We start from the raw sequence: 17,718 nt of genomic DNA, 5'->3' as shown, positions 1-17,718 counted from the left end.
ATCGCCATCGCATAACTTCCTCGCTTCCGCGTTCCCGCAGCTCTTGTGCAGGGCGAACGTTTGTGCAACTGTCATCACCCAGTTGAGCAATCGTTTGCGCAAGGGGGTGTGGCTGGTGCGGATCGCGGTTCTGGCAACCGGTGGGACGATCGCGTCGCGGTGGGACCCCGACGAGGGCCTGGCCGTGACCGACTCCGTCACGGACCTGCTGAAGAACGTCACCGTCCCGGCCGGCGTGGAAATCCACGGCTTCGACCTGTCCTGCCGGCCGAGCTTCGCGCTCTCCCTGGACGACATGCTCGGCACCGTCCGGGCCGTCCGGGCCAAGCTCGCCGACGGGTTCTCCGGCGTCGTCGTCACCCACGGCACCGACACGCTGGAGGAAGCCGCCTACCTGACCGGGCAGCTCACCGGCCCCGACGCCCGCGTCGTGCTGACCGGCGCGCAACGCAGCGCCGACGAGCCCGACTCCGACGCCGGACGCAACCTCGCCGACGCGATCCGGATCGTCGCCGCCCCGCAGCCGGTCGGCGCGGCGACGGTCATGGGCGGGGTCGCCTACGCCGCGGTGGAGAGCCGCAAGGTGCACACCTCGGCGGTGTCGGCGTTCTCCGGCGGAACGGCCGGGGTGCTGGCCCTGGTCGACCCGGACGGCGTGCTCCGCGTCTCCACCGCCGCCCGGGGCAGCCACTACGCCGACCGACCGGTCCCCACCGCACTTCCCCGGGTGGACCTGGTCAAGCTCGTCGCCGGTGTGGACGGCACCCACCTGAACGCGTCGCTGCGCGCCGGTGCCGCCGGCATCGTGGTCGAGGCGTTCGGCGCGGGCAACGCCCCACCCGCGGTCGCCGAGGCCGTCGCGGAGGCCGGCCGACGCGGCGTACCCGTGGTCATCACCAGCCGGACCGGGGCGGGCCGGGTCCGCCCGGTCTACGCCGGCGGCGGGGCGACCCTCGCCCGCGCCGGCGCGCTCTTCGCCGGTGACCTCACCGGCACCCAGGCCCGGGTGGCGTTGGCCCTCGCCCTGGCCGTCGAAGAACCCGGCGCCGTGCCGGCAGCCCTGCGCACCATGGTGGAAGGACGTCACGCGTGAAGACCGAAGCAGTGACCATGAACGGGTACGGCGGCCCCGAGACGCTCACCCTCACCGAGGTCGACCTGCCCGAACCCGGCCCCGACGAGGTCCTGCTGCGGGTGCTCGCGGTCGCCGTCAACCACCTCGACGCCGACCTGCGCAGCGGGGTGTCCCGGATGCCGCTGCGGCTGCCACACGTGCTCGGCCGGGAGGTCGTCGGCGTGGTGGAACGGCTCGGCTCCCGGGTCACCGACCGGGCCCCGGGCGACCGCGTGCTGGTGCTGCCCAACACGCCCTGCGGGACCTGTCCCCGTTGCCTGGGCGGCCGGGCCAACCTCTGCCCGAACGCCGACATGCCCGGCATCACCAGGTGGGGCGGCTACGCCCGGCACGCGGTGGCCCCGGCGCGCGGCCTGCTCGACATCGGCGACCTCGACCCGGTGGTCGCCGCCTCCACCCCGATCTCCTTCGGCACCGCCTGGCGCACCCTGTACTCCATCGGCCGACTCGCGCCCGGCGAGTGGGTCCTCGCCCCGGGTGCCGCCGGTGGGCTCGGGCACGCGGTGGTGCAGCTCGCCAAGCTCGGCGGCGCGCGGGTGGTCGGCCTGGTCGGCGACCCGGCGAAGGCCGACTTCGTCTCCTCCCTCGGCGCCGACGCGGTGCTGAGCACCCGCGATCCCGACTGGGCAACCGAGGCCCGGAAGATCACCGGGGGTGCGGGCTTCGACGTGATCGTCGAACACATCGGCGGCGACGTCTTCGAGGCCGCGCTGGGCACCCTCGCCCCCACCGGCCGGCTGATCGTCGGCGGCGGCCACGCCGGGGAGCACCCGCACCTCGACCTCATCGAGACCTTCCGCAACGAGTACGAGCTGCGCGGGTCGCGCAGCCAGCGCCCCGACGAGATCGCCCGGGTGCTGGGCCTGGTCGCGGCGGGACAACTCACCCCCCGGGTCGACGCGGTCCTCCCGCTGGCCGACGCCGGCCGGGCCCACCAGGCGCTCGCCGACCGGCGGGTGCTCGGCAAGCAGGTGATCACACCGTGACCGACCACCGGCGGGGGGATGCCCGCGGCGACGTGCTGGCCACGCTCGTCGCCGGTGCCGTCGAGGCCGCCGACACGCTGCTGGCCACCGGAGCTGGACAGGTGCTGGTCCGGCAGGTGGCAGCCCGGCTGACCGCCAACGCCGTCGCGGCCCGGGGGCACCTGCCCGCCGGGCTCGACACCCCCGGCGACCCGCACGGCCGGTGCACCCTGCTGGCCGCCCCGGGCGGGACGGACGAGCCGGCACGGGCGGCGGCGGTGACGGCGACGGCGATCACCGTTAGCCAGTGCGACGAGGGCCTGCGCGAATCCCGGGGGCACCCCGGGCTGCACGCGTACGCCGCCGCGCTGGCCGCCACCGAAGCCGACGGTCGCAGCCTGCGGGTGTTCCTGCGGGCGCTGGCGGTCGGCTGGGAGGTGGGCGCCCGGCTCGGTCTGCTCCTCGGCGCACCCCGCCCCGGGGTGCACCCGCACGGTGGGTGGGGCACCGGCGCGGCGGCGGCCGCCGCCGGGATCGTCACCGGTCAGGACACCGCCGGGGTCACCGACACGGTGAACCTGGCGCTGACCGTGGCGCTGGCCGGGCCCGAAGCCGACACCCGGCGGGGACACGCCGCCCACTACCTGCTGCCCGCCCTCGGCACCGCCAACGGGCTGACCGTCGCCCGGCTCGCCGACGCCGGGTTCCCGGCCACCGGTCCGGCGCTGCCGCACCTCGCCCGGACCGTCCACCACGGCGGAACCGACCGGCCCGTGGACGGTGCGCTGGGATCCCGACCGCTGCTGCCGGAGGCCTACTTCAAACCGGTGGGGGTCTGCGCGCACACCCTGACCGGGTGGACGGTGGCCCGCGCGATGGCCCGGGACCTGACGGCCGACGAGGTGGCGACGGTGACCGTGGACACCTACGCGGGCGCGGCCCTGCTCGCCGAGCGTCGTCCGGTCGGCCGGCTGGCCCGCCAGTTCAGCATCCCGTGGGTGGTCGCCTGCGGGCTGGTCGGCACCGACCCGGGTGCCCCGGACGGGCCGGCGGACGACCGGCGGGCCCGCGCGGCCCGGCTCGCCGAGCGGGTGACCGTACGCCACGACCCCGGGCTGGACCAGGGATATCCGGCGGGCCGGCCGGCGGTGGTGGAGGTGACCACCCGCAGCGGGGCCCGGCTGACCGGGCGGGCCCGGTTCCACCACGGCGACCGGGAGGACCCGATGACGGCCGACGAGCTGGCCGCCGTGGACGCCGCGCTGCTGCGTACGCCGGGCGTACCGGCGGGGGCGGCCGAGCTGCTGTACGGGCTGACCCGGGCCCCCGGGGCGACCCGACTGCGAGACCTCACCGCGCTGGTCCGGGGTGGGGCACCGAATCCGCACGGCGGCCCGCCGTCGGTTCCCGCTGGGCCCGGCCCATCCGGCAGAAAGGACATGACGTCATGGTGATCAGAGTCGAACCCGGCACCGCGCGGGACTTCATCGGCTACGGCGCGGACCTGCCCCGCGTCGAGTGGCCCGGTGGCGCCCGGGTGGCGGTGAGCCTGTGCCTCAACTACGAGGAGGGGGCCGAGCACAGCCTCCTCGACGGCGACAGCGTCAACGAGTGGGTCGGCGAGATCTCCTACACGCCGACCAGCGCGGAACACCGGGACCTGTCCCAGGAGTCGGTCTACGAGTACGGCAGCCGGGCCGGGGCGTGGCGGTTGCTGCGGCTGTTCGACCGCACGCAGACCCCGGTGACCGTCTACGGCTGCGCCGAGGCGCTGGCCCGTAACCGGCCGCTGACCAAGGCGTTCGTCGACGCCGGGCACGAGATCTGCTCGCACGGCCTGCGTTGGCGGGAGCCGTCGGGGATGACCGAGGACGAGGAACGCGCGGAGATCCGGCAGGCGGTGGCGACGATCACCGAGCTGTGCGGGGAACGCCCGGTCGGCTGGTACTCCCGCTACGCCCCGTCGGACCGGACTCGGCGGCTGCTGGTCGAGGAGGGTGGCTTCCGCTACGACTCCAACGCCTACAACGACGACCTGCCGTACTGGGTGCAGGTGGCCGACCAGCGGCACCTGGTGGTGCCGTACACCCACACCTACAACGACGGCCGGTTCGCCTTCAGCCCCGGCTACGGCAACCCGACGGACTTCTTCGAGAACTGCCGGCGGGGCATCGAGTACCTGTGGGAGGAGGGCGAGACCTCCCCCAAGATGATCTCGATCGGGCTGCACGCCCGGCTGATCGGCCAGGCCGGGCGGGCCTCCGCGCTGCGTGACCTGATCGCCTGGGCGCAGGACCTGCCCGGGGTCTGGTTCGCCAGGCGGCGCGACATCGCCGACTGGTGGCACCACAACTACTCCGACCTGCCGGCCCACGGAGGGCAGTGACCATGCGCATCGAGATCGACAACGTGGCCAAGGGCTATCCCCGGGCCGACGGGAGCCGACTGTCGGTGGTCGGCAGCCTCAGCACCACGATCGAGGCGCAGGAGTTCGTCTGCGTGATCGGGCCCAGCGGATGCGGCAAGTCGACGCTGCTCGGCCTGCTCGGCGGGCTGCGCCGGCCGGACGACGGGGAGATCCGCTTCGTCGGCGAGCGCACCGCCGCCGGCCCGCTCACCTCGATCGTCTGGCAGGACTACGCGCTGATCCCCTGGCGCTCCATCGCCGACAACGTCGGCTTCGGGCTGGAGCTGCGCGGGGTGCCCGCCGCCCGGCGGCGCGAGGTGGCCCGGGAGCACCTGACGATGATGGGCATCGAGGCGTTCGCCGACAACAAGCCGCACGAGTTGTCCGGCGGGATGCGCCAGCGGGCCGGGATCGCCCGGGCCCTGGCCAGCGACCCCGAGGTCCTGCTGATGGACGAGCCGTTCGCGGCGGTGGACGCCCAGACCCGGACCCTGTTGCAGGACGAGCTGCTCCAGGTCTGGTCGAAGCACCGCAAGACGGTCCTGTTCATCACGCACAGCATCGAGGAGGCGCTGCTGCTGGCGGACCGGATCATCGTGCTCGGGCCCCGGCCGACCCGGGTGGTCGAGGAGATCCGGGCGCCGTTTCCCCGGCCGCGTACCCGCGACGTCGAGTTGGACCCGCGGTTCACCGAGTTGAAACGCCACCTGTGGGCGCAGTTGCGGGACGCCACCCTGGCGGCCGAGTGGGCGGAAGCGAAGGGGGACCGATGAGCGAGCAGAGCGTGCCGACCCGGGAGCGGGCGCCCGACGAACCCGTGGTCCGCTACGCGGTGGACCCCCGCGCGGAACGCCCGCCGGGTCGCGGATTCAAGCTGCTCAGCAGCGGGCTGGGCAGCATGGTGCCGGTGGTCGTGGTGCTGGCGCTGTGGCAGGGCGGCAGCATGGCCGGGCTGATCGACAAGACCTTCTTCCCGGCCCCGTCGGAGTGCGTGCAGGCCCTGGTCGAGCTTTTCTCCTCCGGGGAGCTGCTGCCCAACGTCGGGATCACCGCCCAGCGCATCCTGCTCGGCTTCCTGCTCGGGGTGATCCCGGCGACGCTGCTGGGCATCGCGATGGGACGGTCGCGGTGGGTTCGGGTGCTGATCGACCCGCTGATCGCCATCACGTACCCGATCCCGGTGGTGGCGATCCTGCCGCTGCTGCTGGTCATCTTCGGCACCGGCGGACGGCCGATCGTGGTGCTCGCCGGGATCATCTCGTTCTTCCCGGCCGTGGTGAACGCGATGTCCGGGGTGCTCCAGGTCGACGAGCGGCTGATCCTGATGGCCCGCAACCTGGGCGCCGGCCGGCAGCAGATCCTCTGGAAGATCGTCCTGCCGGGCGCCCTGCCGTCCATCTTCGCCGGCATCCGGCTGGCCGCGGGGCTGGCCCTGCTGGGCACCATCGCCGGTGAGTTCCTCGCCGCCAGTGACGGCGTCGGGTCGATGACCTGGCGGTACTGGCAGATCTATCAGATCGACAACATGTACGCCACGCTCGCGGTGATCGCGGCGATGGGCTTTTTCCTCACCACGGTGACGCTGCGCGTGCAGCGGCGCTTCTTCAGCTGGACGGAGGGCCAATCATGACAATCAAGCGGATCACGACGATCAAGCAAAAAGGTGTCATCGCCGCGCTGTTGGGGGCGAGCCTGCTGCTCGGCACCGCGGCCTGCGGTGACGACACGGAGTCGAAGGGCGCCGACGGCACCGACAAGGTGACGGTCAACTCGCTGGAGATCCTCTCGCTGGCGCCGATGATGGTGGCCGACGCGAAGGGCTTCTTCGGCAAGCACCAGGTCGAGGTGGAGTTCAGCAACGCCGACATCTACTCCCGGCTGGCGGTGCAGGGTCAGGGCAAGCTCGACGTGAACATCCCGGGCACCGGTGGCGCGCTGTTCAACGCGGTCAACCAGGGCCTGCGGGTGCGGGCGGTGGCCGACCGGCAGCAGTACCGGTGTGCGTCGGACAACCTCCTGCTGGCCCGTACCCAGGCCTTCGACGGCGGCCTGAAGAGCGTGGCCGACCTCAAGGGCAAGAAGGTCGCCATCCTGGCCAAGGGTTCGACCACCGAGTACTGGCTGGACCGGGCGCTGGGTGAGGTCGGGTTGAAGCAGTCCGACCTGGCGCAGATCGTCACCCTGAGCTACCCGGACACGGCCAACGCGCTCAAGAGCGGCGCGGTGGACGCCGGCTTCGTGGTGCAGCCGCTGGCGTACCAGCTCATCACCGACGGGCAGGCCAAGCGGGTGCTGGCGATGAACGAGGTGGCGCCCAACCAGGAGCAGGGCCTGATCACCATGTCGCAGGACTTCATCAGCAAGCGGCCCGAGGTCGCGGCCCGGTGGATGGCCGGCTGGCTGGAGGGCGTGCGCTACTACCAGGACCCGGCCAACAAGGACGACGTCATCAAGATCGTGGCCGAGCGGACCAAGGTGCCGGCGGAGACGATCACCAAGCTGTACGGCACCGACCAGTGGCCGTACATGGACCCGAACGGTCGGGTGGACACCGCCACGGTGACCGCCGAGGACGGCAAGTGGCTGCTCGACAACAAGATCATCGAAAAGTTGCCGGAGGTCGGTGAGTGGCACGACGGTTCCGTCGTCGACGCCGCCCTGAAGATCGTCGGCGAGGTGCCGGCCAACCGCGACTGCGGCGGCGTGCAGAAGCTGGAGTCCTGATGTATCCCCGTCCGAGCCGGCTGGCCGAGGTGCTGCGCGACGGTGGCGTCGCCCTCGGCAGCCTGACCCTGCTCCAGGAACCGGCGATCGGCGAGATCCTCGGCGCCCTCGGCTACGACTTCCTGGTCGTCGACACCGAGCACGCCGCGGCCGACGAGCAGAGCGTGCTGGCGATGGTCCGGGCGGCCGGCTCGGCGGGGACCACCCCGCTGGTCCGGCTGCGCCGGATCGAGGAGAAGGACCTGCTCTGGTCCCTGGACAGCGGCGCCGGTGGGGTGGTGCTGCCGCTGGTGGAGACCGGCGCGCAGGCCGTCGAGGCGGCCCGGCTGACCCACTACCCGCCGGTCGGTGACCGGACGCTGTGCTCGGCGGCGCGGGCCGCCGGGCACGGCACCGCCCGGGGCGACTTCGACCGCTACCTGACCTGGGCCGGGCAGAACACCACGGTCGTCGCCCTGGTCGAGACCCCTGCCGGGCTGGCCAACCTGGACGACATCCTCGCCGCCGACCTCGACGTGCTGATGCTCGGGCGGGCCGACCTGTCGGTCAAGCTGGGCCTGGGCTACCAGCCCACACACCCGGAGGTGGAGAAGCACGCGGTCGACTTCGTCGAGCGGGTCGTCGCCGCCGGCCGGGTCGCCGGCATGCTGGCCTACTCCGCCGAGGAGGCCCGCCGCTGGATCGACCGGGGCGTCCGCTTCGTCGTCTACTCCCAGCCGGAGATGCTGCTCTCCGACGCCTACCGGCGGGCCCGCGACGAGATCCTCGGCGGTACGTCGTGAGCCTGCTGGTGACCGGCGGGGCCAGCGGCATCGGCGCGGCGGTGGTCGCCGCCGCCCGGGCCCGGGGCGAGACGGTGCACGTGCTGGACGTCGCAACCGGCGTGGACGCCGCCGACCCGGTCGCGGTGGGCGAGTTCGTCGACGCGATCGGCACCCTGCGCCGGGTGGCCCACCTGGCCGGGGTGGTCAGCTCCGGTGGCATCGAACAGACCAGCCTCGCCGAGTGGGAACGCACCCTGCGCAACAACCTCACCGCCGCGTTCGTCGTCAGCCAGGCCGTGGTGCCCCGGATGGCGGCGGCCGGCGGCGGGTCGCTGGTGCTGATGAGCAGCCTCAACGCCCGTGACGGCGGCACCCGGCTGTCGGGCACGGCGTACGCGGCGGCGAAGGCGGGGGTGCTGGGCCTGATGCGGCACCTGGCCGTCGACTTCGGACCGCAGGGGGTACGGGTCAACGCCGTCGCGCCCGGCCCGGTGGCCACCCCGATGCACGACCGGCTCACCGCCGAGCAGAAGGCGGGTCTGCGGGCCCGGATGCCGCTGGGCCGGGTCTCCTCGGCACAGGAGATCGCCGACATCGTGCTGTTCCTGCTCTCCGATTCCTGCGCCACGGTCACCGGCATGACCTTCGATGTGAACGGGGGCAGTCATCTCAGCTAGGTTGCCGGGTACGGGTACCGGTCCGGCACGGGAGGCACAGTGAACAAACGGGTGACCCTGCGCGATGTCGCCAGCCTCACCGGGGTGCACGTCTCCACGGTCTCCCGGGTGCTGCGCGGCGACGACGTGCGGGTCGCCCCGGCGACCGCGACCCGGATCGTGGAGGCCGCCAAGCAGCTCGGGTTCCACCGGGACCGCTGGGCGGCCAGCCTGCGCAGCGGCAAGACCGGGGTGATCGGCGTGCTGGTCCCCCGGATCACCGACATCGTGCTGGCCACCGTCTTCGAGGGCATCGACGCCGCCGCTGCCGCCGCCGGCTACCAGGCGGTGGTCAGCAGCAGCTGGGACGACGACGAGGCGCGGGCGCTGCGCATCCAGCGGTTGATCGGGGAACGGGTGGACGGGCTGATCATCGGTGACGCCCGCCGCAACGACCCGATGCTGGCCCGGCTGGCCGCCGACGGGGTGCCGTTCGTGCTGGTCAGCCGGGCCTCCCGGGGTTTCCCGTCGGTGACCGGCCGGGACCGCCTCGGTGGGCGGCTCGCCGCCGAGCACCTGATCGACGTGGGCTGCCGGCGACTGGCGGTGATCGCCGGCCCCGGCCACGCCAGCACCTCCGCCGACCGGGTCGCGGGCTTCCTCGCCGCGGCGAAGGCCCAGGGCGTCCCGGTCGACCCCCGGTGGGTCGCACCGTCCACCTTCGACGTCGCCGGTGGGGCCTCGGCGATGGCCGGGCTGCTGGGCTCCGGTCGTCCCGACGGGGTCTTCGCGGTCAACGACTTCGCCGCGATCGGCGCGATGGGCACCCTGCGCGACCACGGCCTGCGGGTCGGTCGGGAGGTGGCGGTGGTCGGGTACAACGACATCGACGTGGACGCCCAGCTCCTGGTGCCGCTCACCTCGATCCGTACCCCGCTGCGGGACATGGGCTCGCAGGCGCTGCACGCCCTGCTCACCCTGCTCGACTCGGGCAGCACCACGTCGGTGCGGCTGGCCCCGGAGCTGGTCGTCCGGGCGACCACCGCCGATTTCCTCCCCGACACGACGAGGGCGGTGGCGGGTACCGCCGCGCTGCCGGCGGTGTCCCGGGTGGGCACACCGGCGAACTGACGGCCGCCCGGCGGACCCGGTCGGCCGGCACCCGCCGTGCCGCACAGACCGGGTCCGCCCGTGCCCCCGCCGCCCGGTCCGGGTCCGCCCGGACCGGATCCGCCCGTGTCCCGCGCCGCCCGGTCCGGTGCCGGGGGCCGGTCGTGCGGGGTACGGCGGCCATGACGCGTCGCCGCCCGGCCGGTCAGCGCCGGCGGTGGTGCATCGCCAGGCGCAGCAGCAGGAACCGCAGCGCCGTGGCGGCCAGGTTCGCCGCCACCAGCACCGCCAGTTCGACCGGCCGGGCCGGGGTGCCGACGGCGTGCAGCGCGGCGAGCGCACCACTGGTCAACGCCAGCCCGAGGGCGAAGGCGAGCAGGCCCTGGAGGTGGTGCCGACCGACCGACCGGCGACCGGTGATGCCGAAGGTGAGCCGCCGGTTCGCCGCGGTGTTGCCCACCGCGGTCACCAGCAGCGCCACCAGGTTCGCCGGTTGCGCGCCGAGCACCCCCCGGGTCGCCACGAACAGCACCAGGTACGCCACGGTGCTGACCACCCCGACCAGCGCGAAGCGGGCCAACTGGCCGGGCAGCCCGACCGGCACCCGCGCCGGCTGCCCGGCCAGCGGCGCCCGGCCCCACTGGGCGCGCAGGGTGGCCAGCGGCAACGCCCCGGTGAGCAGGGCCCGTCCCAGCCGGCCGATGCCGCGCAGGTCGGCCAGGGCGGTGGCCACGATGTCCACCCGGCTGTCCGGGTCGTCGACCCAGTCCACCGGCACCTCGTGGATGCGCAGCCCGGCCCGCTGGGCGAGCACCAGCAACTCGGTGTCGAAGAACCATCCGGTGTCCTGCACCAACGGCAGCAACTCCCGGGCCACGTCGGCGCGGATCGCCTTGAAACCGCACTGCGCGTCGGAGAACCGGGCCGCGAGGGCACCCCGTAGCAGCAGGTTGTAGGCCCGGGAGATCACCTCCCGTTTGGCGCCCCGCACCACCCGGGAGGTCCGCGCCAGTCTGGTGCCGATGGCCAGGTCCGAGTGACCGGAGATGAGCGGGGCGACCAGCGGCAGCAACGCGGCCAGGTCGGTCGACAGGTCCACGTCCATGTAGGCCAGCACCGGGGCGTCCGAGGCCGACCAGGCGGCCCGCAGCGCGCGGCCCCGACCCTTGGCGCTCAGGTGCCGCACCTCGACGTGCGGCAGTTCGGCGGCGAGCGCCTCGGCCACCCCGAGGGTGCCGTCGACACTGGCGTTGTCCGCCACGGTGATCCGGAACGGGTACGGGAAGTGCGCGCTGAGGTGCTCGTGCAGCCGACGTACGCAGGGACCGAGGTCGGTCTCCTCGTTGTAGACCGGCACCACCACGTCGAGCACGGCGGTGGGGGTGTCGGTCCGGGTCTCGACGGCGGGTCGGGGGCTGCCGATCGTGGTCATCCCTGTGCCTCCTGTCCGGCACTGGTCAGGTCGTAGACGGTGACCCCGTCCACGGTCTGCGCGGTGAAGGTCTCGGCGACCCAGGCGGCGATCTCCTGGGAGGCGGAGCTGCCCCGTTGGCCCGGAAGCCGCCCCCGCCGACGAAGTAGTGGATCTTCCCGGCGGCCACGTACTCCTGGAACCGGGCCAGGGTGGGCGACGGGTCGCTGCCGTTGAAGCCGCCGACCGCCATCACCGGACGACCGGTAGCCAGCTGGTATCCGGAGGCGTTGTTGGAGCCGACGGCCGCCGCGACCCAGGTGTAGTCGTCGGCGTCGGCCGTCAGCAGCGCCTTCAGCGCGGCACTCGGCTCGCGGGAGTCGAGCAGCCCGCCCATCCCGCCGCCGGTGCGCCCCTGGCCACCTCCGGTACGCCCACCGTCCTGACCCGTGCCACCGTTGCGGCCGGTGCCGCCGTCCTGCCCCGGGCCGCCGTTCTGGCCGGTGCCGCCGGGGAAGCCGGGGAACTGGCCCGGGCCGCCGTCGGCGGTACCACCGGGGAAGCCCGGAGGCTGACCGTTCTGGCCGGCGCCGCCGGGCCGGTTGCCGCCCGGGAAGCCGCCACCGGGGAACTCCATACCGTTGCCCATCCGGCCGACGGGTCCGCCACGCCCCGGGCCGAAGCCGCCCTGCACGGCCGGGCCGGCGCTCGGGATGGACCCGGTGTGCGGGGTGCCGGTGGTCTGCGCCGCGTACGCCGCCGGGCCGGCCAGCGCGGCCGACGCGCCGAGGGCCAGCGCCACCGGCACCAGCCGCCGGGGCAGCAGTCGGGCCGCCAGGATCAGCACCGCCACGGCGAGGCCGACCACCAGCACGGCCGGGCGCAGCCAGGGGTGGAAGTCGGGGCTGCGCCCGAGCAGGGTCCAGGACCACCAGGCGGTCACCGCGAGGGTGCCGGCCAGGACGACGGTGGCGAACACCCCCCGCCACCGGGCGGACCGCCGACCACCGGCCCCCGGCGCGGCACCGGCGGCAGTCGGCACGGCGCCGGCGACAGGCTGCGCCGCACCGGCGACAGGCTGTGCCGGGCCGAGGTCGGCCGCCGGCGTCGGTCCCGGGTGGACAGCCGACGCGGTGACCGGCGCGGCGGGCGTCGCCGTACCGGTGACCGGGGTGGCGGATCGGGCGGCGGCCCGGCGTTCCCGCCAGAGCAGGACGGTGCCGATGCCGACCAGCGCGCCGACCGCCGGGGCCAGGGCCACCGTGTAGTACGCGTGGAAGATGCCGGACATGAAGCTGAAGATCAGCCCGGTGACCAGCAGCCAACCGCCCCACAGCAGCAGCCCGGCGCGTCGGCGGTCGGTGCGGGCCGCCCGCCCGGCCAGCACCAGGCCGGCGACGAGCAGGATCAACGCGGCCGGCAACAGCCAGGAGATCTGGCCGCCGACCTCGGTGTCGAACATCCGCAACCAGCCGGTCTGCCCGGAGAACGGACCACCGCCGCCGCCCATCCGGGCGCCGCCACCGACGCTGCCCTCCTCGTCACCGGTGATCCGGCCGAGGCCGTTGTAGCCCAGGGTCAGCTCCAGGATGCTGTTGCCCTGCGACCCGCCGATGTAGGGCCGGGCGCTGGCCGGGACCAGCTCCACCGTCGCCACCCACCACCCGGCGGCCACGACCAGGCCCACGCCGGCCAGCAGCAGCTGCCGGATCCGCCGCCAGAAACCGGTCGGCGCGGCCAGCAGGTAGACCCCGGCGAAGACCGGGACCACCAGGAACGCCTGGAGCATCTTGGTGAGGAAGCCGAAGCCGACCAGCACCCCGACCAGCACGATCCACCGGGTGCTGGCCGTCTCCACCGCCCGCACCGTGGCGTACGCGCCGAGCACGAGCAGCAGCACCAGCAGCGCGTCCGGGTTGTTGAACCGGAACATCAGGGTGGCGACCGGGGTGAGCGCCAGGACCGTCCCGGCGATCAGGCCGGCGGCCGGGCCGTACCAGCGGCGGACGGTGGCGAACAGGACGCCGACCGAGGCGACGCCGAGCAGCGCCTGCGGCACCAGGATCGCCCAGCTGTTCAGCCCGAAGATCCGTACCGACAGGGCCATCAGCCACAGCGAGGCTGGCGTCTTGTCGACGGTGATCGAGTTGGCCGCGTCGGAGGAGCCGTAGAAGAACGCCTTCCAGCTCTCCGCACCGGCCTGCACGGCCGCCGAGTAGAACGAGTTCGCCCAGCCGGACTCCCCCAGGCCCCACAGGTAGAGCAGGGCGGTGCCGAGCAGCAGCACGGCCAGCGCGGGTCTGACCCAGCGCGGGTCCCGTCGTGGGGGCGTGTCGCCCGCGTCCGGGTGGAGGGTCGCCGACCGGGCCGGCGGTACGGTCGCGGCGTCGGGCGGGCCCGACGGCGGTGCGGTCGCGGCGTCCGGCGGGCTGGCCGGCGTCGTCAGCAGGCTCTCGGTTCTGTCCATGCGGTCAGCCTGGCCGGGCTGGTTGGGTCGATCCCGTGCCCTGGCTATGCGTGCGCTGTGGAATCCGGGGACGCGGGCCCGTCGCCGTCCGACCGCGCGGGCGCGACGGAAACCTGCGGCGCGGGGGCGGCGGGACGTGCCGGTGTCGGCGGGTCCGAGGCCGGGGGCGCGGGGGCGGTGGAGTCCGGCAGCCGTACGGTGAAGACGGTGCGGCCCGGTCGGCTCTCCAACGCGACGGTGCCGTGGTGAGCCTCGACCACGGCGGCGACGATGGCCAGGCCGAGGCCGGTGCTGCCGTGTTCCCGGGACCGCGAGCTGTCCCCCCGGGCGAACCGTTCGAAGACCTCGTCGCGCAGCTCCGCCGGCACCCCGGGGCCATCGTCGGTGACGCTGATCTGCACCGCGCCGGGCATCGGGGCGAGCCGGGTGGTGACGGTGCTGCCGGGCGGCGTGTGCACCCGGGCGTTGGCCAGCAGGTTCGCCACCACCTGGTGCAGCCGGACGGCGTCACCGGGCACCTCCACCGCCTCGTCGGGCAGGTCGAGTTGCCACCGGTGTTCGGGGCCGGCCACGTGGGCGTCGCTGACCGCGTCCACCACCAGCGCGGTCAGGTCGACCGGCCCGGTGGCCAGCGGCCGGCCGGAGTCGAGCCGGGCCAGCAGCAGCAGGTCGTCGACGAGGCTGGTCATCCGGGTGCTGGCGGACTCCACCCGGCGCAGCGCGTGGGCGACGTCCGGCGGCACCTGGTCGCGGCCCCGGCGGGCCACCTCCGCGTAGCCCCGGATCGCGGCCAACGGGGTGCGCAGCTCGTGCGAGGCGTCGGCGACGAACTGGCGTACCCGGGTCTCGCTGGCCTGCCGGGCGGCGAGCGCGGCGGCGACGTGACCGAGCATCCGGTTCAGCGCCGCTCCCACCTGCCCCACCTCGGTACGCGGATCGGTGTCGGCGTCGGGCACCCGCACCGACAGGGCCACCTCGCCCCGGTCCAGCGGCAGCTCGGCGACCCGTCCGGCGGTGGCCGCCACCCGGTGCAGCGGACGCAGTGTGGCCCGGACGATCAACGCGCCCAGGCTGCCGGCGACGAGCAGACCGGCGGCCGCGACGCCCGCCTGGGCGACGACCATCCACCACACCGTCTCCTGCACCAGCTGCAGCGGGATGGCGAAGATCAGGATGTCGCCATCGGGGAGCCGGCGGGACACCGCCCGGTAGTCACCGCGGTCGCCGAGTGCGACGGTGTGCGGCGCACGGTCGGTGGGTAGCCGGGTCAGCGGGGCGACCTCGGCGGCGGTGAGCGCCTCGGTCGCCCCGGAGCTGCTACGGATGCGGGTCGACGTCTCCCCCTGCGGGGTGACCCGCATACCGACCGAGCCGACCGGGAACGTCGGCGGTGGATCGGGTGACCCCTGCCGGTTGGCGGACTGGTCGAGAGGGCGCGGCTGGTCCGGGGATCGGTCCCAGGGCAGCCGGCTGTCGAAGCGGCGGTTGTCCATGGCGAACTGGTTGTCGACCTGGTTGATCAGGAAGTGCCGCAGCGCGATCGTGGTCAGCCCGCCGATGCCGATGCTGACCAGCGCGAGCAGCGCGACCACGGTGAGCACCAGCCGGCGGCGCAGGGACCAACCGGCCAGCCACCGTGCCCGGACCGCACCGGACAGCCGGCGACGCAGCCGGCCGACCGGGTCACGGCGCGGGCTTGAGGACATAACCGGCGCCGCGCAAGGTGTGGATCATCGGGCGGCGTCCCACGTCGATCTTCTTACGCAGGTACGAGATGTACAGCTCGACCACGTTGGCCTGCCCACCGAAGTCGTAGTTCCAGACCCGGTCGAGGATCTGCGCCTTGCTCAGCACCCGGCGCGGGTTGCGCATCAGGTAGCGCAGCAGCTCGAACTCGGTGGCGGTCAGGGTGATCAGGTCGTCGCCCCGGCGTACCTCGTGGCTGTCCTCGTCGAGGGTGAGGTCGCCGACGGTGATCACGGCCTCCTCCCGGGCGGTCACCGCGAAGCCGGTACGCCGCAGCAGGGCGCGCAACCGGGCGATGACCTCCTCCAGGCTGAACGGCTTGGTGACGTAGTCGTCGCCGCCGACGGTCAGCCCGGCGATCCGTTCCTCGACCGCGTCACGGGCGGTCAGGAACAGCACCGGCACGGTCGGGGTCTGCTCGCGCAGCCGGCGCAGCACCTGGAAGCCGTCCAGGTCGGGCAGCATCACGTCGAGCACCACCGCGTCGGGTTGGAACTGCCGGGCCGCGCTGAGCGCCGCCATCCCGTTGCCCGCGCTGCGCACCTGCCAGCCCTCGTAGCGCAGTGCCATCGAGAGCAGGTCGGTCAGGGTGGGTTCGTCGTCGACCACCAGCACCCGGACGGGCTCACCGTCGGGACGGCGAAGCTCGATCCGGTTCGGTACGGTCTGCCCGTCGGTCACCATGCCCCCATCGTGGGACCGGTTGCTGGTCCTGATCTATGCGCATCCTGTGTGCCGGCTGTGCGCGTGCGGCTGCCCCGCTCGACCGTACCGGGCCGGACGGGGTCGGGTGGGCCGATCGTGCTTCTGTGGGCCGCTACTGGCCCGCGCCGAGCGGGTAGGTGTGCATGAAGGACATCGTCCAGACCCCGTCGGCGGTCGGCCGGTCCCGCTGGTAGAGGTGGTCGGGGCCGCCCCGCCCGGGGTCGGCGGGGTGTCCGGGTGGCGCAGCACCCAGCGCACCGGCGGCACGCCCGCCGGGTCGGCTGGCAACGCCCTGACCAGGTCGTGGGCCGGCCCACCGAGGAAGCGTACGGTCACCTCGCCCATCGACCCTCCCGGTGGTGGGCCGACGGTACGCCGGCCACCCCGGCAAGCTACCGCACACCCGGCCGGGCCGGGGGCACACGACGGACGCCGCACGACGGAGGCCGCACGACGGACGCCGCACGACGGAGGCCGCACGACGGAGGCCGCACGACGGGCCGGCACCTGGCGGTTCCGGGGTCCACCGGGGCGCGCGGACGGTTTGCCCTGCGCAGCGGCCGGGTACCGGCTCGGCAGCGCCATCGCCATCCCGGCGACGCGGTCGGCATGGACAGGAGCGGGTCGATGAGGACGCTCGCCGGGCGGTACCAGCTCGAACAGCGCATCGGCATGGGTGGGATGTCGGAGGTCTGGCGGGCGCACGACGTCGTGCTGGACCGACCGGTCGCGGTCAAGCTGATGTCCCCCGCCCACCGGGGCGAGGAGACCTCCGTCGAGCGGATCAGGACCGAGGCCCGCTCCGCCGCCCGGCTGGTGCATCCCAACGTCGCCAGCGTCCACGACTTCGGCACCTCCACGACGCTGCCGGGCCGGGAGATGCCGTACATCGTGATGGAGCTGGTGGAGGGGGAGACCCTCGCCGCGCACCTGCGGGCCGGGCCGTTGGACTGGCGCATCGCCGTACGGGTCTGCGCCGAGGTGGCCGCCGGGCTCGCCGCGGCGCACGCCCACGGCATCGTGCACCGCGACGTCAAACCGGCCAACGTCATGCTCACCCCGTCGGGGGCGAAGGTGCTCGACTTCGGCATCGCCACCCCGGCGGGGGCCCCCGACCGCAGCCCGGACGGCATGGTGGTGGGCACCCCGGCGTACCTGGCCCCGGAGCAGTTCGACAGGCAGCCGGCCACCCCCGCCGCCGACATGTACGCGGTGGGGGTCCTGCTCTACTACTGCCTCACCGGCCGGTTGCCGTACGCGGCGGGGACCACCGCCACCCAACTGGTCGGGGCCCGGTGGAAGATCACGGCGGAACCGCTGCCGCCGATCGCGGGGTTGCCACCCGAGGTGGTGGACCTGTGCCGGCGCTGCCTCGACGACGACCCCCGGCAGCGGCCCAGCAGTCTGGTGGCGGCGCTGGAGCTGGCGGAGGTGGTCGACGCCCGGGTCTACGTGCCGATGCTGGCACCGGTGCCCCGGCCCCGGACGGCGTCGATGTCGCCCTGGACCGAGCGGGCGGCGGCGGAGGCGACCGAGGCGGTGGCGTTGCACGACTGGTCGCGTACCGGATCGGTCTGATCCCCGTTCCGCCGGCCGCGCGGCACGGCGTTTCACCCGTTCGTGGCCGG

General features: G+C 74.0%; 14 protein-coding genes and 1 pseudogene. 11 read left to right on the top strand and 4 right to left on the bottom strand.

Features of this window, described 5'->3' with window-relative positions:
- Positions 1-82 precede the first annotated feature (82 nt).
- The 10 genes from J7462_RS02120 to J7462_RS02075 are packed head-to-tail and all read left to right on the top strand — an operon-like array spanning position 83 to position 9,782.
- Positions 83-1,093 (top strand): asparaginase, encoded by a 1,011-nt coding sequence (locus J7462_RS02120; protein WP_219461002.1) that lies wholly within the window; start codon positions 83-85, stop codon positions 1,091-1,093.
- Positions 1,090-2,121, top strand: a complete 1,032-nt coding sequence (locus J7462_RS02115; protein WP_219461000.1) for a zinc-binding dehydrogenase — start codon at positions 1,090-1,092, stop codon at positions 2,119-2,121. Before J7462_RS02120 ends, J7462_RS02115 begins: the two co-directional genes overlap by 4 nt.
- Positions 2,118-3,554, top strand: a complete 1,437-nt coding sequence (locus J7462_RS02110; protein ID WP_219460997.1) for an MmgE/PrpD family protein — start codon at positions 2,118-2,120, stop codon at positions 3,552-3,554. The genes J7462_RS02115 and J7462_RS02110 overlap by 4 nt, the downstream gene beginning before the upstream one ends.
- Positions 3,548-4,486 (top strand): polysaccharide deacetylase family protein, encoded by a 939-nt coding sequence (locus J7462_RS02105; protein ID WP_219460995.1) that lies wholly within the window; start codon positions 3,548-3,550, stop codon positions 4,484-4,486. The genes J7462_RS02110 and J7462_RS02105 overlap by 7 nt, the downstream gene beginning before the upstream one ends.
- Positions 4,487-4,488: 2 nt before the next feature.
- Entirely contained in the window at positions 4,489-5,280 is a 792-nt protein-coding gene (locus tag J7462_RS02100; protein ID WP_255597548.1) for an ABC transporter ATP-binding protein, read from the top strand.
- Positions 5,277-6,137: an ABC transporter permease gene (locus J7462_RS02095; protein ID WP_208566336.1), complete on the top strand. Its 861-nt coding sequence runs from the start codon at positions 5,277-5,279 to the stop codon at positions 6,135-6,137. Before J7462_RS02100 ends, J7462_RS02095 begins: the two co-directional genes overlap by 4 nt.
- Entirely contained in the window at positions 6,134-7,231 is a 1,098-nt protein-coding gene (locus J7462_RS02090) for an ABC transporter substrate-binding protein (RefSeq protein WP_219460988.1), read from the top strand. The genes J7462_RS02095 and J7462_RS02090 overlap by 4 nt, the downstream gene beginning before the upstream one ends.
- Positions 7,231-8,013 carry an HpcH/HpaI aldolase/citrate lyase family protein gene (locus tag J7462_RS02085; protein WP_208566338.1) on the top strand — a complete coding sequence of 261 codons (783 nt, stop codon included), beginning with the start codon at positions 7,231-7,233 and terminating at the stop codon, positions 8,011-8,013. Before J7462_RS02090 ends, J7462_RS02085 begins: the two co-directional genes overlap by 1 nt.
- Entirely contained in the window at positions 8,010-8,672 is a 663-nt protein-coding gene (locus J7462_RS02080; protein ID WP_219460985.1) for an SDR family NAD(P)-dependent oxidoreductase, read from the top strand. Before J7462_RS02085 ends, J7462_RS02080 begins: the two co-directional genes overlap by 4 nt.
- 39 nt (positions 8,673-8,711) lie before the next feature.
- A complete protein-coding gene (locus tag J7462_RS02075; RefSeq protein ID WP_219460982.1) occupies positions 8,712-9,782 on the top strand; it encodes a LacI family DNA-binding transcriptional regulator in 1,071 nt (356 codons plus the stop codon).
- A 184-nt stretch (positions 9,783-9,966) separates the two neighbouring features.
- Here J7462_RS02075 and J7462_RS02070 read toward each other — a convergent pair whose 3' ends face one another.
- The 4 genes and pseudogenes from J7462_RS02070 to J7462_RS02055 all read right to left on the bottom strand — a co-directional run bounded on the left by J7462_RS02070 (position 9,967) and on the right by J7462_RS02055 (position 16,069).
- The gene (locus J7462_RS02070) at positions 9,967-11,193 is read right to left on the bottom strand and encodes a glycosyltransferase (RefSeq protein ID WP_219460979.1); all 1,227 of its coding nucleotides are present in this window, start codon (positions 11,191-11,193) and stop codon (positions 9,967-9,969) included.
- A gap of 25 nt (positions 11,194-11,218) precedes the next feature.
- On the bottom strand, positions 11,219-13,639 hold the full coding sequence (locus J7462_RS02065) for an ArnT family glycosyltransferase (RefSeq protein ID WP_374197498.1): 2,421 nt from the start codon (positions 13,637-13,639) through the stop codon (positions 11,219-11,221).
- A 167-nt stretch (positions 13,640-13,806) separates the two neighbouring features.
- Positions 13,807-15,345: pseudogene (locus J7462_RS02060) on the bottom strand (ATP-binding protein); the annotation flags it as partial.
- On the bottom strand, positions 15,323-16,069 hold the full coding sequence (locus J7462_RS02055; RefSeq protein ID WP_219460972.1) for a response regulator transcription factor: 747 nt from the start codon (positions 16,067-16,069) through the stop codon (positions 15,323-15,325). The pseudogene J7462_RS02060 and the gene J7462_RS02055, both read right to left, overlap by 23 nt.
- A 648-nt stretch (positions 16,070-16,717) precedes the next feature.
- Here J7462_RS02055 and J7462_RS02050 point away from each other — a divergent pair.
- Entirely contained in the window at positions 16,718-17,668 is a 951-nt protein-coding gene (locus J7462_RS02050) for a serine/threonine-protein kinase (protein WP_219460969.1), read from the top strand.
- Positions 17,669-17,718 lie beyond the last annotated feature (50 nt).

The sequence above is a fragment of the Micromonospora sp. RL09-050-HVF-A genome (assembly GCF_019374995.1).
Taxonomy (GTDB): Bacteria; Actinomycetota; Actinomycetes; order Mycobacteriales; family Micromonosporaceae; genus Micromonospora; species Micromonospora antibiotica.
This window is presented reverse-complemented; position numbering and strand designations above follow the sequence as displayed.

Bases quoted from the DNA above. Each gene is read 5' to 3' on its own strand.
- J7462_RS02085 (WP_208566338.1), top strand. From the start codon at position 7,231: ATGTATCCCCGTCCGAGCCGGCTGGCCGAGGTGCTGCGCGACGGTGGC.
- J7462_RS02055 (WP_219460972.1), bottom strand. From the start codon at position 16,069: ATGGTGACCGACGGGCAGACCGTACCGAACCGGATCGAGCTTCGCCGT.
- J7462_RS02070 (WP_219460979.1), bottom strand. From the start codon at position 11,193: ATGACCACGATCGGCAGCCCCCGACCCGCCGTCGAGACCCGGACCGAC.
- J7462_RS02065 (WP_374197498.1), bottom strand. From the start codon at position 13,639: ATGGACAGAACCGAGAGCCTGCTGACGACGCCGGCCAGCCCGCCGGAC.
- J7462_RS02105 (WP_219460995.1), top strand. From the start codon at position 3,548: ATGGTGATCAGAGTCGAACCCGGCACCGCGCGGGACTTCATCGGCTAC.
- J7462_RS02095 (WP_208566336.1), top strand. From the start codon at position 5,277: ATGAGCGAGCAGAGCGTGCCGACCCGGGAGCGGGCGCCCGACGAACCC.
- J7462_RS02090 (WP_219460988.1), top strand. From the start codon at position 6,134: ATGACAATCAAGCGGATCACGACGATCAAGCAAAAAGGTGTCATCGCC.
- J7462_RS02100 (WP_255597548.1), top strand. From the start codon at position 4,489: ATGCGCATCGAGATCGACAACGTGGCCAAGGGCTATCCCCGGGCCGAC.
- J7462_RS02050 (WP_219460969.1), top strand. From the start codon at position 16,718: ATGAGGACGCTCGCCGGGCGGTACCAGCTCGAACAGCGCATCGGCATG.